The sequence below is a fragment of the Magnetospirillum sp. UT-4 genome, assembly GCF_902729435.1.
Classification (GTDB): domain Bacteria; phylum Pseudomonadota; class Alphaproteobacteria; order Rhodospirillales; family Magnetospirillaceae; genus Magnetospirillum.
Window position 1 is genome coordinate 21,331 of sequence record NZ_CACVCG010000034.1, and the last position, 16,718, is coordinate 38,048.

Genomic DNA, 16,718 nt, shown 5'->3' on the forward strand with positions numbered 1-16,718 from the left:
AGCCTCAGCCCATCCGCCCCAGCGCCATGCCGCCGCCGGGCGGGCCGGGAAGCTGCGGCGGGGCGCCGGCCATGGCGGCCATCTTCATCAGCTTCTCCATCTCTTCCAGCGCCTTTTCCGACGCCGTGACGATGGGGGCGAAGCCGTTGGGATCGGCCAGCCGTTCCAGCAGCGCCTTGTGATGGGCCAGCATGATCAGCGCCTCCTGGTGGCGGTCGGGCAGCATCGGCTGCATCAGCTTGCGCAGGCGCGTGGGGATGCGCCGGACCAGGCCCATGCGACGGTTGGACAGCACCTTGAAATTCATGACCGAGGTCAGCAGGTCCATGTGCTCGGCCGGTGACAGCACCTCGAACAGGAATTCGACCATCTCGATCTCGCCGTAATCGAGGATCAGGAAGGTCTGGCGGTTGCGCTGCCAGGACGCGATGAAGTCGCGCACCATCACCAGCCGGTCGGCCATCTCGTCGGCGAAGACCAGCGGGTCCAGCATCTTCCACGCCTTGGCCGAGGCCATGGGCAGCTTGCCCGGCATGCCGAAGGCCCGCGACAGCTGCTGCGCCACCGCCAGCAGGGTGCGGCTGGGGCAGTTCACCGTCGAGCGCGGCCAGCACGAATGCAGCAGGTCCTGGGCGGCGAAATCGCTTTCCGGCGGGGCGTCGGCGAGCAGCCGCTCCAGCGCCTCGGTGCTGTTGGGAAGCCCGAGCAGGCCCTTGCGCCGGGGTGCGGACGAGCCGGGCGGCAGGTGGGAATGGAGAACGCTGGTCACCAGGCGCACCAGCCTGGGATCCGCCGTCAATTCGTCGGGATCGGGCTCGGGCTCGGGCTCCGATGGCCGCGGTGTTTCGGCGGGCTTGGCCGGTGCGGCCGGCCCGCCGCCATCGGCAGGCGGCGGCGGCGCCACCTTTGGCCTGGGCGGACGCGGCGGCGGGGCGGTGCGCTGGCCGGGATCGGCATAGTCGGCGACCATCACCGGCATCGGCTCGATGACGGCACCGGCGGGTGCCTCCATCGGCCCCAGCGGTGCCACCCGCACCTCGGCATCGGCCGCCGCCAACGGCAGGCCGGCGGGCTGCGGCGGCTGAGCGGCCGGAGCCTTCGGGGCATGCGGCCTGCGCGGCGGCAGCTTGGCCCGCGCCACCAGCGGGGGAGGGGCGGCGGCAGGCGGAGCCACGGTCGGAGTGGGCAAGGGTGCCGGCTCCGGCTCCGGCTCCGGCTCCGGCTTCGGCTCCGGGGGCGCGGCAGGTTCGGCGGCGACCGCTTCCGGCGCGGGTCCGGCAACCGGTTCCGCCACCGGTTCGGCCACCGGCTCGCGGTCGGCGGGCTCGGCGAGGACGGGTGCGGGGGGCGGCTCCTCGGCTGCCGGTGGCGGCAGGTCGGGCGCGGCGACCGGTTCGGTCGGTGTGGTGGGGCCTTCGGCCGCCGGCGCGGGTGACGGTTGCGGGGCGGCCTCCCCTGACCCGCGGGCGTCGGAAAGGCTGACCTGCAAGGGCGCCCTCGGCCGCCCGGCCCGCTTCGCCTTGGGCGTCGGCTCGGGCGTCGGCTCGGGCGTCGGCTCGGGAGTCGGCTCGGGCGTCGGTTCGGGAGTCGGCTCAGGCGTCGGTTCGGGCGTCGGTTCGGGCGTCGGCTCCGGCGTCGGTTCGGGCGTCGGTTCGGGCGTCGGTTCCGGCGTCGGTTCGGGTGTCGGCTCCGGCGTCGGTTCGGGCGTCGGTTCGGGCGTCGGTTCCGGCGTCGGTTCCGGCGTCGGTTCGGGAGTCGGCTCGGGCGTCGGTTCGGGAGTAGGCTCCGGCGTCGGTTCGGGTGTCGGCTCGGGCTCCGGCTCAGGCTCAGGCTCAGGCTCAGGGAGCGGTACCGGGTCCGGCACCGGTTCGGGCACCGGCTCGGGCGCCCTCTCCAGCATCGGCTCGGGCAGGGGTTCCGGCACCAGGGCCGGCAGGTCTTCCGGCGGCGGGGAGGGGGGTTCCGGCGGGGCGGGCGGCGGTGCCTCCACCAGCTCCGGCTCGGCCTTGGCCAGGGCCTGCAGCAATTCCTGCACGGCGGCGAGGCGGCGCTCGGGCTTCTGCTGCGGCGCCGTCGCGGCCGCAGGTTCTTCTTCCTGCCGCGCCGGCTTGCGGGCGGGCTTGCGGCGTGCCGCGGGCTTGGCCCCGGGCGACAGCGGCACCGCCTCGCCCAGGAAGGCGGCCACCGCCTCGGGCAGGCGCAGCGTGGCGGTAAGGCGTTGCACGGCGCGCAGCTCGGCGGCGCCGAACGGTTCGTCGGCGGCGGCGCCGCCGCCGCTCCACAGGGTATCCTCGAGGTCCGCCAGCAGCCTGGCGGTGATGCCGTCGTCGGCGGCGGAAACGGCGGGCAGGGCCGGCTCCGGCATGGTCGGCAGCGACAGGGCCTGACGCGGCGCCCCGGCCAGCAGGGTATCGACGATGCGCAGTTCGGGCAGCATGTCCTCGGCGCCCTCCACCGACCCGAATTCGTCGGCGTCGAGGGGCTCGGGCTCGGGTTCGCGGCTGGCGGCGGGCAGGTGCAGCGAGGCGGCCTGGACCAGGGCCAGCAGCCCGCCGGGCGAGACATCGCCGATGCCGCCGCCCTCGCCCAGGATGGCGTCCAGCATCTCCTCCAGCCGGCCGGCCGGCAGACCGACGATCTCGGTCGGAAGGAAGGACTTGGCGGGAGGCGGGCTCATGGCGGAAAAGTATCGCACCTGCGCCGGTTACGCCACGGAAGAAATACCGGCCCGAATTGGCTCACCGGGCTGGTCTCGCGTCCCACGCCCGCGCCAGCGCACAGAATTCCTCGACGGTCAATTCCTCGGCCCGGGCGGTGGGTTCTATGGCGGCGGCGGCGAGCAGCGAGTCGGAATCGCCCAGCGTCTTCAGGCTGGAACGCAGCATCTTCCGGCGCTGCCCGAAAGCGGCGGCGGTGATCCGCTCCAGCGCCTCCAGCCGCGCCGGGGCCAGCGGCTCGGTTCGCGGCACCAGCTGCACCACCGTCGAGGTGACGTTGGGCGGCGGCGTGAAGGCGCGCCGGTCGATGTTGAACAGCGGCCGGACCTCGCACAGCCACTGGGTGATCACCGACAGCCGGCCGTAATCGGGAGAGCGCGGCGCCGCCGCCAGACGGTCCACCACCTCCTTCTGGAACATCAGGGTCAGGCTTTCGAAGGCCCGGGCGCGGCGCAGCCAGGCCAGCAGCAGCACCGTCGAGATGTTGTAGGGCAGGTTGGCGACGACGCGCCGCGGCGCCTCGCCCAGCGCTGCCGCATCGACCTCCAGCGCGTCGCCGGCGATGATCTCCATGCGGCCGGGAAAGGCGGCGGCGATCTCGTGTTGGATGGCGACGGCGCGGTCGTCGCGCTCGACCACGATCAGGCGGGCGGCCCCCGCCTCCAGCAAGGCGCGGGTGAGGCCGCCGGGACCGGGGCCGATCTCGATGGTGGTGCCGGTGGCGAGGTCGCCGGCGGCCCGCGCGATGCGGCCGGTGAGGTTCATGTCGAGCAGGAAATGCTGGCCCAGCGACTTGCGCGCCGCCAGCCCGTGGGCGGCGATGACCTCGCGCAGCGGCGGCAGGTCAGCCATGGGCGGCCCGATTGGCGGAGATGGTCGCGGCCATGGCCAGCGCCGCCATCAGGCTGGTCTCGGAGGCGCGGCCGGTGCCGGCGATCTGGAAGGCGGTGCCGTGGTCGGGCGAGGTGCGCACGAACGGCAGGCCCAGGGTGACGTTGACGCCCTCGTCGAAGCCGATGGTCTTGATCGGGATCAGCGCCTGGTCGTGGTACATGCACAGGGCGGCGTCGTAGCCGGCCCGTGCGGCGGCGTGGAACATGGTGTCGGGCGGCAGCGGCCCGAAGGCGTCGATGCCGGCGGCCCGCAAGTCGGCGATGGCGGGGGCGACGATGTCGATCTCCTCGCGGCCCATGGCGCCGTCCTCGCCGGCATGGGGATTGAGCCCGGCCACCGCCAGCCGCGGCCGGGCGATGGCGAAATCGGTCTCCAGCGCGCCGGCGGTGACCCGGCCGGCGGCGACGATGGCGTCGCGGGTCAGGCTGCGCACCGCCTCGGCCAGGGCGACGTGGATGGTGACCGGCACCACCCTGAGCCCGGTGCAGGCCAGCATCATCACCTCGCGCCCCCGGTGGCCGACCAGATCGGCCAGGAACTCGGTATGGCCGGGAAAGGTGAAGCCGCCCTGGTACATCACGCCCTTGTGGATGGGATTGGTCACCACCGCCGCCGCCTCGCCGGCCATGACGTGGCCGACCGCCCGCTCGATGGAGGCGCGCACGGCGCCCGCGTTGGCCGGGTCGGGGCGGCCGGGCTCGACGGGAACCGCCAGCGGCTGCGGCAGCACCGGCAGCGCCCGCGCGAAGGTTGCCGGGGCCTCGGCGGCCGCGGTGATCGCCGCCACCGGCACCGTCAGCCCCAGGCGGTGCGCCAGCGCCCGCAGCCGGTCGGGATCGTCGATCAGGAAGAACGCCGGCACCCCCTCGGCGCGGCGCAGCCAGGCCTTGAGCGCGATGTCGCCGCCGATGCCCGCCGGCTCGCCCATGGTCAGGGCCAGGGGGGCGAGGGATGCGGCAGAGGCCACCGGGCTATATCCGGATGTCGATGAAGGCGCTGCGCCGCAGGTCGCGGATATAGCGCCGCGCCAGCATGTCGAGCCGCTCGTTCTCGATCTGCCGCCGCACCGCCTCGCGCGAGGGGGCGGTGATGGACCCTTCCTGGCGCGAGCAGACCATGAAGACGCGGATGCCGTCGGCGGTGTCGGCGGGCTGGCTGACGATGTTGGGCGGCAGTACCATGGCGGCGTCGAGATCGTCGGGCAGGTCGCCGGCCCGCATCGGCCCGACCTTGTCGGACTTGGCCCCGACCCGCTGCCCGATGGCCTGCAGGTCGTCGCAGGTCTTGGCCGGCCGCGTCAATTCGGCCGCCTGGGCCAGCAATTGCGGCTTGGGCGGGGCGCCCTTGGTCGGGACCGGCAGGACGATGCGGGCGACGGCCACCTCGGCATCCTCGGGCGAGGCGACGGTGCCGGCGATGCGCTGGTTCACCTTGGCGACGATGAAATAGCCGGACGGCGTGCGCAGCAGGCTGGACACCTGGTCCTTGCCCAGGCGGGCCAGTTCGTCCAGCAGTTCCGGCTCGACCATGCCGGCCCCCACCCATCCCATGGAACCGCCATTGGCGGCGGTGGGGGAGCGCGAGAACTGGCGGGCGACGGCCGGAAACGGCGCCCCGTTCCGCATCTGGGCGAGCAAATCCTCGCCGGTCTTGCGCACCTCGTCCTCCTGCGCCGGATTATCGACGGGCAGGAAGATCTCGGCGGCCAGGTATTCGGGCTGGCCCTGGCGTTCGCGCAGGGCTTCCAGGCGGTCGTTGATCTCCTCCTCGCCGATGCGGATCTGCGGCTGCAGGATCCGGCGGGTCAGGCGCAGCCAGGTCAGGTCGGCGGCGATCTGCTCGCGCACCACCTCGGGGGCGATGCCGATCCGGACCAGGGAGCCAATCAGGGCGCCCTTGGGCATGTTGTTCTGCTTTTCCAGCATGGCGATGCCGGACTCGATCTCGGCGCTGGCGAGGACGACCTTCAGCCGCTTGGCCTCCTGCATCTGCAGGCGCTCGTCGATCATCTTGCGTACCACCTGCGGCACCACCTGGCGGCGGACCTCGGGGTTGTCGGGAATGCGCGAGGTGACGATGGCCATGCGCACCCGCGCCTCGACGTCCTTCAGCGAGATCGCCTCGTCGTTGACCACCGCGGCGACCCGGTCGAAATCCTGCGCCGCGGCGGCGAGCGGGGCCAGGCAGGCCAGGGCGAGGCAGAAGGCGGCGGCGAGGCGGAAGGTCATCGGCACTCCCAGGAAGGGCTAGAATACGTTGAGCGGAACATCGCCCAGGGTCTTGAACACCACGTTGAACGTCAGCTCGTAGCCGGCGAGCACATCGGCGTCGTGGACATAGATCTTGCGCAGGTTGGTGAGGAAGGCGAAGCACTCGTCGGAATAGGCCAGGCGCGCCGTCCAGCCCACCGGTCCGGCACCGTCGGTCAGGTCGTAGGCGATCGTGCCGTAAGCCGACCAGTACTGGGTGATGGCCGCCGACAGGCTGGCACCGATGGCGTGGCGGCGGTTGAAGGTCTCGGAGGTCTCGTCCGTCCGCTCGAACATCAGGTAGCTGAGCGACGCCCGCAGCAGCGGCGGGCCGGCGGAGACGGTGGTCTCGTTGCGGCGAAGCTCGAGATTGTCCTTGTCGAGCCTGAACCGGTTGAGAAAGGCCAGGTTGGCGTTGGGCGACACGTCCAGCCGCCCGACATAGTCCGACAGGTTGCCGGCAAAGCCGCTGCCCGGGCCGTAGGTGCTGTCGGCATGGGCGCGCCAGCCCTGGGCCGCCTGGGCGGCGATGTAGCCGCCCCGTGCCGGATACCCGCTCCAGCGCAGGCCGTAGGCGCCGCGCGCGCCGCCCTCGACCCGGTCGAGGCCGGGCATGCGGTCGGCGCGCAGGATGTTGATCTCGTCGGGGTCGAAACCGGCCGAATCCTCGTTCGGGATCTTGGCCGGATTGCCGCCGTTGGGGCTGAACGCCACCATGGCCAGGGGTTCGACCGTCTGGGTGAACGTTGGCGAATTGCGGACGAAGGGCATCCGCCAGTCGGCGGCCACCTGCGGCACGACGCGCCCGGAGGTGCCGGATTCCGCCCCCGCGGTGGTGAAGTCGGATTTGTAGGCGTCGGCCCGCAGCGAGGTGGTCAGCGTGGTGATGTCGCCCGAGCGGCCGATGAAGGGGCGCTGCCAGGCGGTGCGGGTGACCATGCGGGCGGCGTCTGTCCCTTCGGTGCGGGCATAGGCCAGGGTGTCGGCGTCGAAGGTCCAGTAGCCGCCCTTGTCGCCGGGCTGCCCGACATGGCTGTAGACCGCATGGGGCAGGACCAGGGGCGACTGGTCGGGCTCGTCGATGGAGCGCAGGCTCTGGAAGGCGAAGCCCTCGGCCATGGCGTAGTTGGTCCGCCCGAAGCCCTCGACGTAGGGGCGGGTGGTCAGCCAGGGCCGCCGCGCGTTGATGGGGAAATTGTAGAGCGATGTGTAGGTGGCGTCGCTCGCCCGCTGGATCTGGTATCCCGCCCGCCAGGTGCGGTCGAGGTCGAACTTGCCGGTGGCATCGAGGTGACCGCGCAGCTTGCCGGTATGCTTGTCCGAGGTCAGGCTGGCTTCCGACAGCATCTCGCCGTCCATGCCGCGCCAGCGGTGCTCGCCCGCCAGGACCATGCGCTGCAGGATGTTGTTGTTGCTTTCCACCAGACCCGGCGTTTCGGTGGTGGTGGCGCTCGGGAACAGGAAGCGGGGGGTGAAGGTCGCATCCTGGTTGGCGGCGATCGCCCAGTAATAGGGGGTGGTGAGCGAGGCGCCGAGATTGGAGGACAGGCCCGCGGTGGGGACCAGGAAGCCGCTCTTGCGCTTCACCGTCGGATCGGGATGGGACAGGTACGGCGTGTACATCACCGGCACGCCGGCGAATTCGATCCAGGCGTCGCGGTACTCGATGGACTGGTCGGCCTGGTTGTGGATGATCCGCTCCGCCTTGGCTTCCCAAAGCGGGCGGCGGTCGGGCCTCTTGCGGCACGGTTCGCAGGCGGTATAGACGCCCTTGTCGAGATCGGTGCGGTCGCCGCCCACCCGGGTGGCGGTGGCGGCGGCCATGCGCGAATTGTCCGACAGCAGGATGCGGATCTGGCGGGCGACGCCGTCCTTGAAGTCGCCGGTCAGCTCGAAATACTCGGCGGTGACGATGTCGCCGGTGGGCTCCATCAGGGTGATGTTTCCGGCCGCGCTGATGATGTCCTGCTTGAGGTTGTAGCTGACGTTGTCGGCGACCAGGGTGCGTCCGGACTGGACGATCTCGACCCGGCCGACGGCGGTGACGATGCCCAGCTCGCGGTCGTGCACGATCTGATCGGCCGTCAGGTCCACCGGCGGCTCGCCCTCGGGGGCTGGAGCCGCCTTCTTGGCCTTTGCCGCCGGGCGGGCAGGCTGCGGCTCGGCCCCGTCGTCCCCGGCCACATCCGGTCGCGGTGGCGGTTCCGCCGCCGCGGACCGGGTGGCAGGGCGGGACGGCGCGGCCGGGGAGGTCTGGGTGGCGTCCTCGCCCCAGGCGTCGCTCCAGGTTCCGATCTCGGCGGCGCGGGGAAACGGCCCGGCGGCGGGAGCAATGGCGGCGGGTGCCGGGGCGGGAGCGGCCACCGGCAGGGCGCGCGGGCGGGGCGCCGGTGCCGGCACCGTCTGGTCGCCCCAGGCATCGCCCCATCCGCCGATTTCGGCCGGGCGCGGGCCGGCCGGCCCGGCGGCCGGGACCTGTGCGGCGGCAACCGGCGCGGCTGCCGGTGGCGGAGCCGGCGCGCGGGCGGGCGGCGGCGGTGCGACCTCTTCGCCCCAGGCATCGCCCCAACTGCCCAGGTCGCCGGGGGTGGCCGCGGTCGCCGGCCGGACAACCGGCAGCGAAGCGGCCGCCAGGGCGAGGGCCAGAACGGCGGCGGAGGGGCGGCGGAGAACGGTCATGCCCTGGCCCTTGCCGGCAACACCCGGGAAATGCGGCGGCTGCCCGCCAGCACCCAGGTGCCGAAGGCGACGGGCAGCAGCGCCGCCAGATACATCAGCGGGATGAACATCAGGTTGGCGCTGGCCAGGTTGGCCACCCCCAGCGCCGTCGCCTGCAGCGCCACCATCACCCCGACCGCCGACAGGATCGCGACGCCCTGGCCGCGGCGGTCGAAGCCCGAGGCCAGCAGGGCGACCAGCGCCACCATGGCGAAGCCGATATTGTAGAGCGGCGAGGTGACGCGGTTGTGCAGTTCCACCTTGGCCCGCCGGTAGTCGCTTTCGCCCAGTTCGACGATGTCGGCATTGACCAGTTCCCGGATGCTGCGTTCGCGGGCGTCGCGGAACCGCGGCGAATCCGTGCCGGTGGCGGTGGCGAGATCGACGGTGTAGCTGTCGAAATACAGCACCGCCAGCTTGCCGCTGCCGGCCCTCAGTTCCTGGCGGTTGCCGTTGAGCATCAGGACGCGGGGACCCGCCTCGGTGACGACCAGGGCGCCGCGCTCGGCCATCAGGGTGATCGGCTTTTCCGGGGAGCGGCGGTCGTGGACCAGGATGCCGAGCAGTTCGCCCTCGGCGGTGCGGCTGCGCACATAGATGGTCAGGCCGTTGCCGAACTTGTTGAAGGCGCCTTCCTGCAGCAGGACGTTGGTGATGTCGTTGCGGATCGTCCACTGCATTTCGCGGAAGCCTTGCACCGACAACGGAATCGCCCACAACGCCAGAAGGTAGCCGATCAGGGTGGCGATGCCGGCCAGGATCAGGGCCGGCCGGGCGAGCGCCCAGTCGGACAGGCCCGCCGCCCGCAGAACGGTCAGCTCGCGGTCACCGATGAGCTTGTTGTAGGTGAAAAGCACTACAGCGAAAAGGGAAATCGGCACGATGACGACCAGGAAGCTGGGCATCAGGAGCACCGTCAGGGCCAGGAACGTGGCCGCCGAGATGCCCTTGTTGACGATCATCTCGATGAAGCGCAGCGACTGGGTCAGCCACAGGACGCAGGCCAGCGCCAGTGACACCAGCACCAGCCCGACCGTCAACTGCCGCAATACGTAGCGCGTGATCCCCGTCATGGCGGCGGGATTATAGACAGGCCCGGTCAAGCGGACCAACGGGATTCGACGCTTGACCGACGGCCTAGAGCTGGTCCTCGTCGAAAGCCATGATCAGGGTCGAGCCGGCCTCGATCTGGGCCAGCAGCGCGGCGGCGCGCGGCAGCACGGCGTCGCCGTAGAACCGGGCGGTGGCCTGCTTGGCGGCAAGGAAGGGGGAGGCCTCCCTCTTTGCCGCCAGGGCCGCCGCCTTCAGTGCCGCCTCGGCCATCAGCCAGCCGCCGGCGGTGATGCCGAGCAGGTCGAGGAACGGCCGGGCGACGCTTCCCGCCAGGTGGGGATCGCCGCCGTGGCCGTCCAGCAGGTGCCGCGCCGCCGCCTCGGCGGCATCGGCGGCGGCGCCCAGGCGGACCCGCAGGCCGGCCCAGTCCGGCCCTTCCAGCCTGGCCTCGGTGGCGCGGATTTCGGCCATCAGCAGGCCGAAGGCGCGGCCGTCGTCGCGCAGCAGCTTGCGCCCGACCAGATCCATGGCCTGGATGCCGTTGGTGCCCTCGTAGATGGCGGCGACGCGGACGTCGCGCAGGTGCTGGGCGATGCCGGTCTCCTCGATGTAGCCCATCCCGCCGAACACCTGAAGGGCGGTGTCGGCGACTCGGAAGCCGACATCGGTGCACCACGCCTTGACCACCGGGATGAGCAGATCGACCACCGCCTGGGCGCGGGCGCGCGCGGCGGCGTCGGGATGGTGGCGGGCGATATCCAGACGCCCGGCGGCGACATAGGCCAGGGCGCGGGCGGCCTCGGTCAGCGCCTTGTTGGTCAGCAGCATGCGCCGCACGTCGGGGTGGTGGACGATGGCGACGCCGCCCTGCACCCGCTCGCGGGCGAAGGCGGCGGCCTTGGCCGATGCGCGCTCGGCCTGGGCGACGCCTTCCAGGCCGACCGCCAGGCGGGCGTTGTTCATCATGGTGAACATCAGCGCCAGGCCCTTGTTTTCCTCGCCCACCAGCCAGCCGACGGCGCCGTCGCTCTCGCCATAGGCCATGACGCAGGTGGGGCTGGCGTGGATGCCCAGTTTTTCTTCCAGCCGGATGCAGGCGACGTCGTTGCGCGCTCCGGGATTGCCGGCGGCGTCGGGGATCAGCTTGGGGACCAGGAACAGCGTGATGCCCTTGACCCCGGGCGGGGACTCGGGCAGCCGGGCCAGCACCAGATGGACGATGTTGGCGGCCAGGTCGTGGTCGCCCGAGGTGATGAAGATCTTCTGGCCGAAGAGGCGGTAGGTGCCATCGGCCTGCGGCACCGCCCGGGTCTTCAGGGCGCCGACATCCGAGCCGGCCGAGGGCTCGGTCAGGTTCATGGTGCCGGTCCATTCTCCCGACACCAGGCGGGGCAGGTACAGCCGCTTCAGCGCCTCGGAGCCGTGGGCGTGCAGCGCCTCGACCGCCCCCGCGGTCAGCATGGGGGTGAGGGCGAAGCTCATGTTGGCGGCGTGCCACAGCTCCTGCACCGCGATCGCCACTAGCCAGGGCAGGCCCTGGCCGCCGTAATGCGGGTCGAACGGCACCGCGTTCCAGCCGCCCTCGACGAAGCGGCCGTAGGCGGCGCGGAAGCCGTCGGGGGTGACCACGCCGTCCTCGCTCAGGCGGCAGCCCTGGCGGTCGCCGGCATGGTCGAGGGGGGCCAGCACCTCGGCGGCGAAGCGCCCGGCCTCGGCCAGCACGGCGGTGACCAGATCCATTCCGGCCTCGTCGCAGCCGGGCAAGGCGGCGATGTCCGGCAGTCCGGCCAGATGCTCGACGACGAAGGCCATGTCCTGGATCGGCGGGCGAAAGCTGGACATGGCGGCTCTCCCTGCGGGCGGCGAAGCCCGCTCAGGAGACTGGATTTTCCTTTACCCGGTCAAGGGGGCTCAGGGTATGGCGGCCGGAGGGGAGGGGTGCTTGCCCTCGCTGTCCTCGGCGGCCAGTTCCTCCGCCTCCATGCGCTTGCCGCCGGCCAGCAGGAAGACCAGGCCGCCGGGCAGCGCCGTCACCATGCCGACGATGCCGAACAGCACCGACAGCACCAGCGCCGAATGGTCGGCGACCCCGACGAAGCCGAACGCGGTGACCATGGCGGTCTCGCGCACGCCCCAGCCGGCGATGGAGATGGGCAGGGTCATCACCAGGATCACCGGCGGCACCAGCACCAGACAGTCCAGCGGGTCGATGTCGATCTTCAGGCCCGAGGCCAGCAGATAGACGGTCATGGACAGGTTGACGTGGCCGACCAGGGCGACCAGCAGGGTCGACAGGCTCCAGCCGGGATGGAAGAACAGCTTGCGGGTGTCGCCGGCCAGCTGCACCAGCCCGCGCACCAGGCGCCAGCGGTGCAGGCTTTCCGGCAGCTTGTCCAGGGTGGCCAGGGTCAGGATGCCCAGCACGCAGACCGCCAGCAGCACCGGGAACACCCAGACCCCCGGCAGGTCGGGCAGGCGCTCGAGCAGGATCGGCTGGGTCAGGCAGACCAGCAGCACCAGGGCGAACACGGTCATGGCGCGTTCCAGCACCACCGAGTTGACGGCGGTGCCCAGCGACAGGCCCGAGCGGCGCGAGAACCACATGCGCACGGCGTCGCCGCCGACCGCGCCGGGCAGCACCAGCGAGAAGAACACCCCGATGAAGTAGACGGCGAAGGTGCGGCCCCAGGTGAAGACGGCATCCAGCGCCCGCAGCACCATGCCCCAGCGCACCGCGCCCAGCGCGATCTGGGCCTGCATCAGCGCCACCGCGAGCACCGCCATCATGGGGTCGATGGAGGTCGCCTGCTCCCAGGCGTCGGCCAGATCGATCTTGGACAGCACCCAGGCGATCAGGCCGAAGGAAATCCCGCCTTTGAGAATCCAGGGCAACCAGCGCTTCGCCAAAGTCTTCATGTGTCCGCCGCCAGTGAAGTCGCGGCAACCCTTAGCAGGAAACGCCTGGGGTGGGAATAGCCACCCTTACCCTGTCATGCCTGCCTTGTCATGCGCACCGGCACCCGCTTGCGCCCCCAATCGCCCGGCTTGGCTTCGAAGACCCCCGCCAGCCGGGTGCCGCAATCGGGGCAGCACCCGTCGGCGGAAAGATGCCAGGCGGTCAGCTCATGCCAGTCGCGGCCGATGAGACGGGCCCCGCAGGCGTGGCACCAGGTGGTTCCGCCGCTCTCGTCGTGAACGTTGCCCGTATAGACATGCCTCATACCGCTCGCCAAGGCGATCGACCGGGCGCGCGACAGTGTCGAGGATGCCGTGCGGGGCAAGCCGGACATCTTCCAGTCGGGGTGGAAAGCTGTGAAATGTAACGGTACGTCGGGGCCGAGCGACCCGCCCACCCAGCGGCTGAGCGCGTCGATCTCGGCGTCGGAGTCGTTCTCTCCGGGAATGAGCAGCGTGGTGATCTCGAACCATACGTTTGTTTCACTCTTCAAATATTTCAGGGTGTCGAGCACGGGTTCGAGATGGCCCCCGCACAGGCCGTGGTAGAAGGAGTCCGTGAACGCCTTCAAGTCGACATTGGCGGCGTCCATGTGGGCGAAGAACTCGCGCCGCGCTTCCGGCGCGATGTAGCCGGCGGTCACCGCCACGGTCTTGATGCCCAGCGCGTGGCAGGCCTTGGCGGTGTCGACAGCGTATTCGAGAAAGATGACCGGATCGTTGTAGGTGAAGGCCACCGAGCGGCAGCCCAGTTTGGCCGCCGCTTGGGCGATCTGCTCGGGCGAGGCGGCGTCGTTCAGCTTGTCGATCTGCCGCGCCTTGGAAATGTCCCAGTTCTGGCAGAACTTGCAGGTCAGGTTGCAGCCCGCCGTGCCGAAGGACAGGATCGGCGTGCCGGGCAGGAAGTGGTTCAGCGGCTTCTTCTCGATGGGATCGACGCAGAACCCCGACGAGCGGCCGTAGGTGGTGAGCACCATGGCATCGCCGCTGCGGGCGCGGACGAAGCACAGCCCGCGCTGGCCTTCGTTCACTTTGCAGAAGCGGGGGCATACGTCGCACTGGACGCGGCCGTCTTCGAGCCGATGCCAGTACCGTCCGGGGAAATGCGAACCCTGAACCTCGTGCTCCATGGCCGCCAGGGTACGCCGTGCGGGCTATGCCTTCAATGGCCGCATGGCTGCCTCCTCTCCCTCGACGGGCTCTACCACCTTGGGCGCTTTACACCGATGGTCGGGCGCGCCTACCTATGGGGAGGTATCCGAGGAGGCAGGGCCATGACCGCAATCCGTCCCACCGCCGTGGCCGGCATGTTCTATCCCGCCGATGCCGGCGAGCTGATGCGCCAGCTGGAAGCCTGTCTCGCCCCGGCCCGCGCCCGCCGCGCCGCCGATGCCGCACCGCCCAAGGCGCTTATCGCCCCCCATGCCGGCTACGTCTATTCCGGCCCGGTGGCGGCCAGCGCCTATGCCCTGCTCGAGCCGGCCCGGGGTCGCATCGCCCGGGTGGTGCTGATGGGGCCGTCGCACCGGGTGCCGTTCCGCGGCATCGCCGTCAGCGGCGCCGAGGCCTGGGCCAGCCCGCTGGGCACGGTGCCGGTGGATCGCGAGACGTGCGAGCGCCTGAAGGCGCTGCCCATGGTCGGCGAGCTGGACAAGGCGCACGCGCAGGAGCATTCGCTGGAGGTGCACGTCCCCTTCCTGCAGGCGGTGCTGGGCGCGTTCGCCCTGGTGCCGCTGGTTGCCGGCGAGGTCCCGCGCGAGGTGGTGGCGGCGGTGCTGGAGGCCGCCTGGGGCGGACCCGAGACCCTGATCGTCATCTCCACCGACCTGTCCCACTACCTGGACTACGACAGCTGCCGCGCCACCGACGCCGCCACCGTGGCGGCCATCCAGGCCCTCGATCCCGGCCCCCTGAGCGGCAGCCAGGCCTGCGGGCGGATTCCGGTGGGCGGCATGCTCGACCTGGCGCGCCGCCGGCACCTGCGCATCGAGACCCTGGACGTGCGCAATTCCGGCGACACCGCCGGGCCGAAGGACCGGGTGGTGGGCTACGGCGCCTGGGCGCTGTATGAGCCGGAAGCGGCGGACGCGGCGGATCCGGTCCAGGCGCTGGCCCCCAAGCTGCTGTCGCTGGCCCGCGCCTCCATCGAGAGCGGCCTCGCCGCCGGGCGGCCGGCGCCCGCCGATCCCACCCTGCCCCAGCCCGGCGCGGTGTTCGTCACCCTCAAGCGGAACGGCCAGCTGAGGGGCTGCATCGGCTCGCCCACCGCCTGGCGCAGCCTGGGCGAGGACGTGGTCGACAACGCCTTCAAGGCCGCCTTCAAGGACCCCCGCTTCCCGCCGCTGAGGCCCGAGGAATGGGAGGGGCTGACGCTGTCGGTGTCGCTGCTGACTCCGCCGGTGGCCATGGCGTTCCGCGACGAGGCCGATCTGCTGGCGCAGCTGCGCCCCGGTGTCGACGGCCTGATCATCGAGGATGCGGGCCGCCGCGCCCTGTTCCTGCCCAGCGTGTGGGAGCAGTTGCCCGAGCGGCGCCAGTTCCTCGCCCATCTCAAGGCCAAGGCCGGCATGGCGGTGGACCATTTCTCCGCCACCTTCAAGGCCAGCCGGTTCGAAGCGGTGGAAATGAAATCACCGTAAGTTGATGTGGTCCTACCCGTTCGGGCGTGTAGCGGAAATGCAACGCGCATGAACAAATGCTAATTTGCCGGCCGGAAATGCTTCCTTGAGTATCATGGTACTGCCACCTTCGCGCTAGGTTGACCCACAAAGCCACCAGATCAAGCGGCCCAACCAGCGGTCGCATTCGACGGGAGGATGTCAGTATGTCCAGCTCTTTCGGCCGTAAAGCATGGCCGCTCGCCCTCGCCGGTCTCGGCGCCATCGCCGTAGCCCAGGACGCCAGCGCCCATAACGGCATGCTGCCCTATTGCCACGGCGCCATCGATTGCGGCATGGGCGGCGCCGGCGTGGCCCAGGCCCACGACGCCACCAGCACCGCGCTGAACCCGGCCCTGGCCGGGAAGCTGGGCAACGAGGTTTCGATCAACGCCGGTTGGTTCAACACCGAACGCACGATGGATGCCAAGGGCAATCTGGCCAACACGACCAACGGCAAACAGACCAGCCAGCTCGAGAACTATCCCGACGGTTCGCTGGCCGCCAATTTCCGCATCAACGACCAGTTCGCCATCGGCACCGTGCTGTATTCCGGCGGCGGCGGCGAGACCAAGTACGCCAAGTCCCGCCTGGGCGCCGGCGCCGGCGTGACCAACGGCATGTGGGACCGCCAGGTGCGCATCCGCAAGGCCAACTGGGCCACCGGCCTGTCCTACACGCCGTCCAAGGACTCGGCCTACGGCGCCAGCGTCATCCTCGGCTACCAGGACTTCAAGACCGACTTCGCCGCCGCCTCCAACAACAACGGCGTCAACAACGGCAAGATGGAGCTGGACCGCGCCTGGGGCTACGGCATGCGCTTCGGCGGCGCCTGGAACATCGACCAGAATTGGGGCATCGGCGGTTTCGTCCAGACCCCGATCTGGTTCCAGCGTTTCGACAAGTACAAGGACGTCTTCATCGGTCCGATCGACGAGCCGGCCCAGGTCGGCTTCGGCCTGGTCGTGCACGCCACTCCGGAAATTGACCTGCTCGGCGACTTCAAGGCCATCATGTGGGATCAGGTTCGCGCCATCGGCACCGAGCCGGCCCAGGGTGGCTTCGGGTGGCAAATGCAGCCGGTCATCGCTCTGGGTGCCGAGTGGCACGCCTCGCAGTCCTGGACCCTTCGGGCCGGCTGGAATTACGGCGAGTCGCCGATCGACGCCAACCACGTGTTCGCCAACGCCATGTTCCCGGCCATCAACGAGCACCACATCACCGGCGGTGCCACCTACGTCATCAACGAGCGCTGGGAGATTTCCGGTTCGGCCTATTGGTCGCCCGAGAAGAGGCTGGGCGAGCAGGGCACCGGCGACGCCTACAGCACCGGCGGTGCGCGCACCGAGATCACCCACGAGCAGTTCGGCGCCCTGGCCGGCCTGCGCTGGAAGTTCTGATCCTTCTTCCGCCTCGGCGGAGCTTGGCGGCGGCGGTGGCGACACCGCCGCCGTTCCGTTTCCGGCGCCGCTGAA

11 protein-coding genes are annotated in these 16,718 nt (G+C 70.8%); 2 read left to right on the plus strand and 9 right to left on the minus strand.

Annotated elements, in window-relative coordinates; all coding sequences use genetic code 11:
• Window positions 1-4: 4 nt before the first annotated feature.
• From MTBUT4_RS19245 to amrS, 9 genes are all read right to left on the minus strand, one after another.
• Entirely contained in the window at window positions 5-2,677 is a 2,673-nt protein-coding gene (locus tag MTBUT4_RS19245; protein ID WP_217424101.1) for a hypothetical protein, read from the minus strand.
• A gap of 61 nt (window positions 2,678-2,738) precedes the next feature.
• A complete protein-coding gene (gene rsmA, locus MTBUT4_RS02865) occupies window positions 2,739-3,569 on the minus strand; it encodes a 16S rRNA (adenine(1518)-N(6)/adenine(1519)-N(6))-dimethyltransferase RsmA (protein ID WP_173978153.1) in 831 nt (276 codons plus the stop codon).
• Complete coding sequence (pdxA, locus tag MTBUT4_RS02870; RefSeq protein WP_371737473.1) at window positions 3,562-4,578, minus strand: 4-hydroxythreonine-4-phosphate dehydrogenase PdxA; 1,017 nt, start codon at window positions 4,576-4,578, stop codon at window positions 3,562-3,564. Before pdxA ends, rsmA begins: the two co-directional genes overlap by 8 nt.
• Window positions 4,579-4,582: 4 nt before the next feature.
• The gene (locus MTBUT4_RS02875; protein ID WP_173978154.1) at window positions 4,583-5,839 is read right to left on the minus strand and encodes a peptidylprolyl isomerase; all 1,257 of its coding nucleotides are present in this window, start codon (window positions 5,837-5,839) and stop codon (window positions 4,583-4,585) included.
• Between the two features lie 18 nt (window positions 5,840-5,857).
• Complete coding sequence (locus tag MTBUT4_RS02880) at window positions 5,858-8,539, minus strand: LPS-assembly protein LptD (protein WP_173978155.1); 2,682 nt, start codon at window positions 8,537-8,539, stop codon at window positions 5,858-5,860.
• Entirely contained in the window at window positions 8,536-9,651 is a 1,116-nt protein-coding gene (gene lptF / locus MTBUT4_RS02885) for an LPS export ABC transporter permease LptF (RefSeq protein ID WP_173978156.1), read from the minus strand. The genes MTBUT4_RS02880 and lptF overlap by 4 nt, the downstream gene beginning before the upstream one ends.
• Window positions 9,652-9,715: 64 nt before the next feature.
• Window positions 9,716-11,473 (minus strand): acyl-CoA dehydrogenase, encoded by a 1,758-nt coding sequence (locus MTBUT4_RS02890; RefSeq protein WP_173978157.1) that lies wholly within the window; start codon window positions 11,471-11,473, stop codon window positions 9,716-9,718.
• Window positions 11,474-11,542: 69 nt separating this feature from the next.
• A complete protein-coding gene (locus tag MTBUT4_RS02895) occupies window positions 11,543-12,547 on the minus strand; it encodes a lysylphosphatidylglycerol synthase transmembrane domain-containing protein (RefSeq protein WP_254434713.1) in 1,005 nt (334 codons plus the stop codon).
• Between the two features lie 74 nt (window positions 12,548-12,621).
• Window positions 12,622-13,716 (minus strand): AmmeMemoRadiSam system radical SAM enzyme, encoded by a 1,095-nt coding sequence (gene amrS / locus MTBUT4_RS02900; RefSeq protein ID WP_173978158.1) that lies wholly within the window; start codon window positions 13,714-13,716, stop codon window positions 12,622-12,624.
• A 144-nt stretch (window positions 13,717-13,860) separates the two neighbouring features.
• Between amrS and amrB the strand changes: the two genes are divergently transcribed.
• The gene (gene amrB / locus MTBUT4_RS02905; RefSeq protein ID WP_173978159.1) at window positions 13,861-15,225 is read left to right on the plus strand and encodes an AmmeMemoRadiSam system protein B; all 1,365 of its coding nucleotides are present in this window, start codon (window positions 13,861-13,863) and stop codon (window positions 15,223-15,225) included.
• Window positions 15,226-15,410: 185 nt separating this feature from the next.
• Window positions 15,411-16,643, plus strand: coding sequence for an OmpP1/FadL family transporter (locus tag MTBUT4_RS02910; RefSeq protein WP_173978160.1), 1,233 nt, complete (start codon window positions 15,411-15,413; stop codon window positions 16,641-16,643).
• Window positions 16,644-16,718 lie beyond the last annotated feature (75 nt).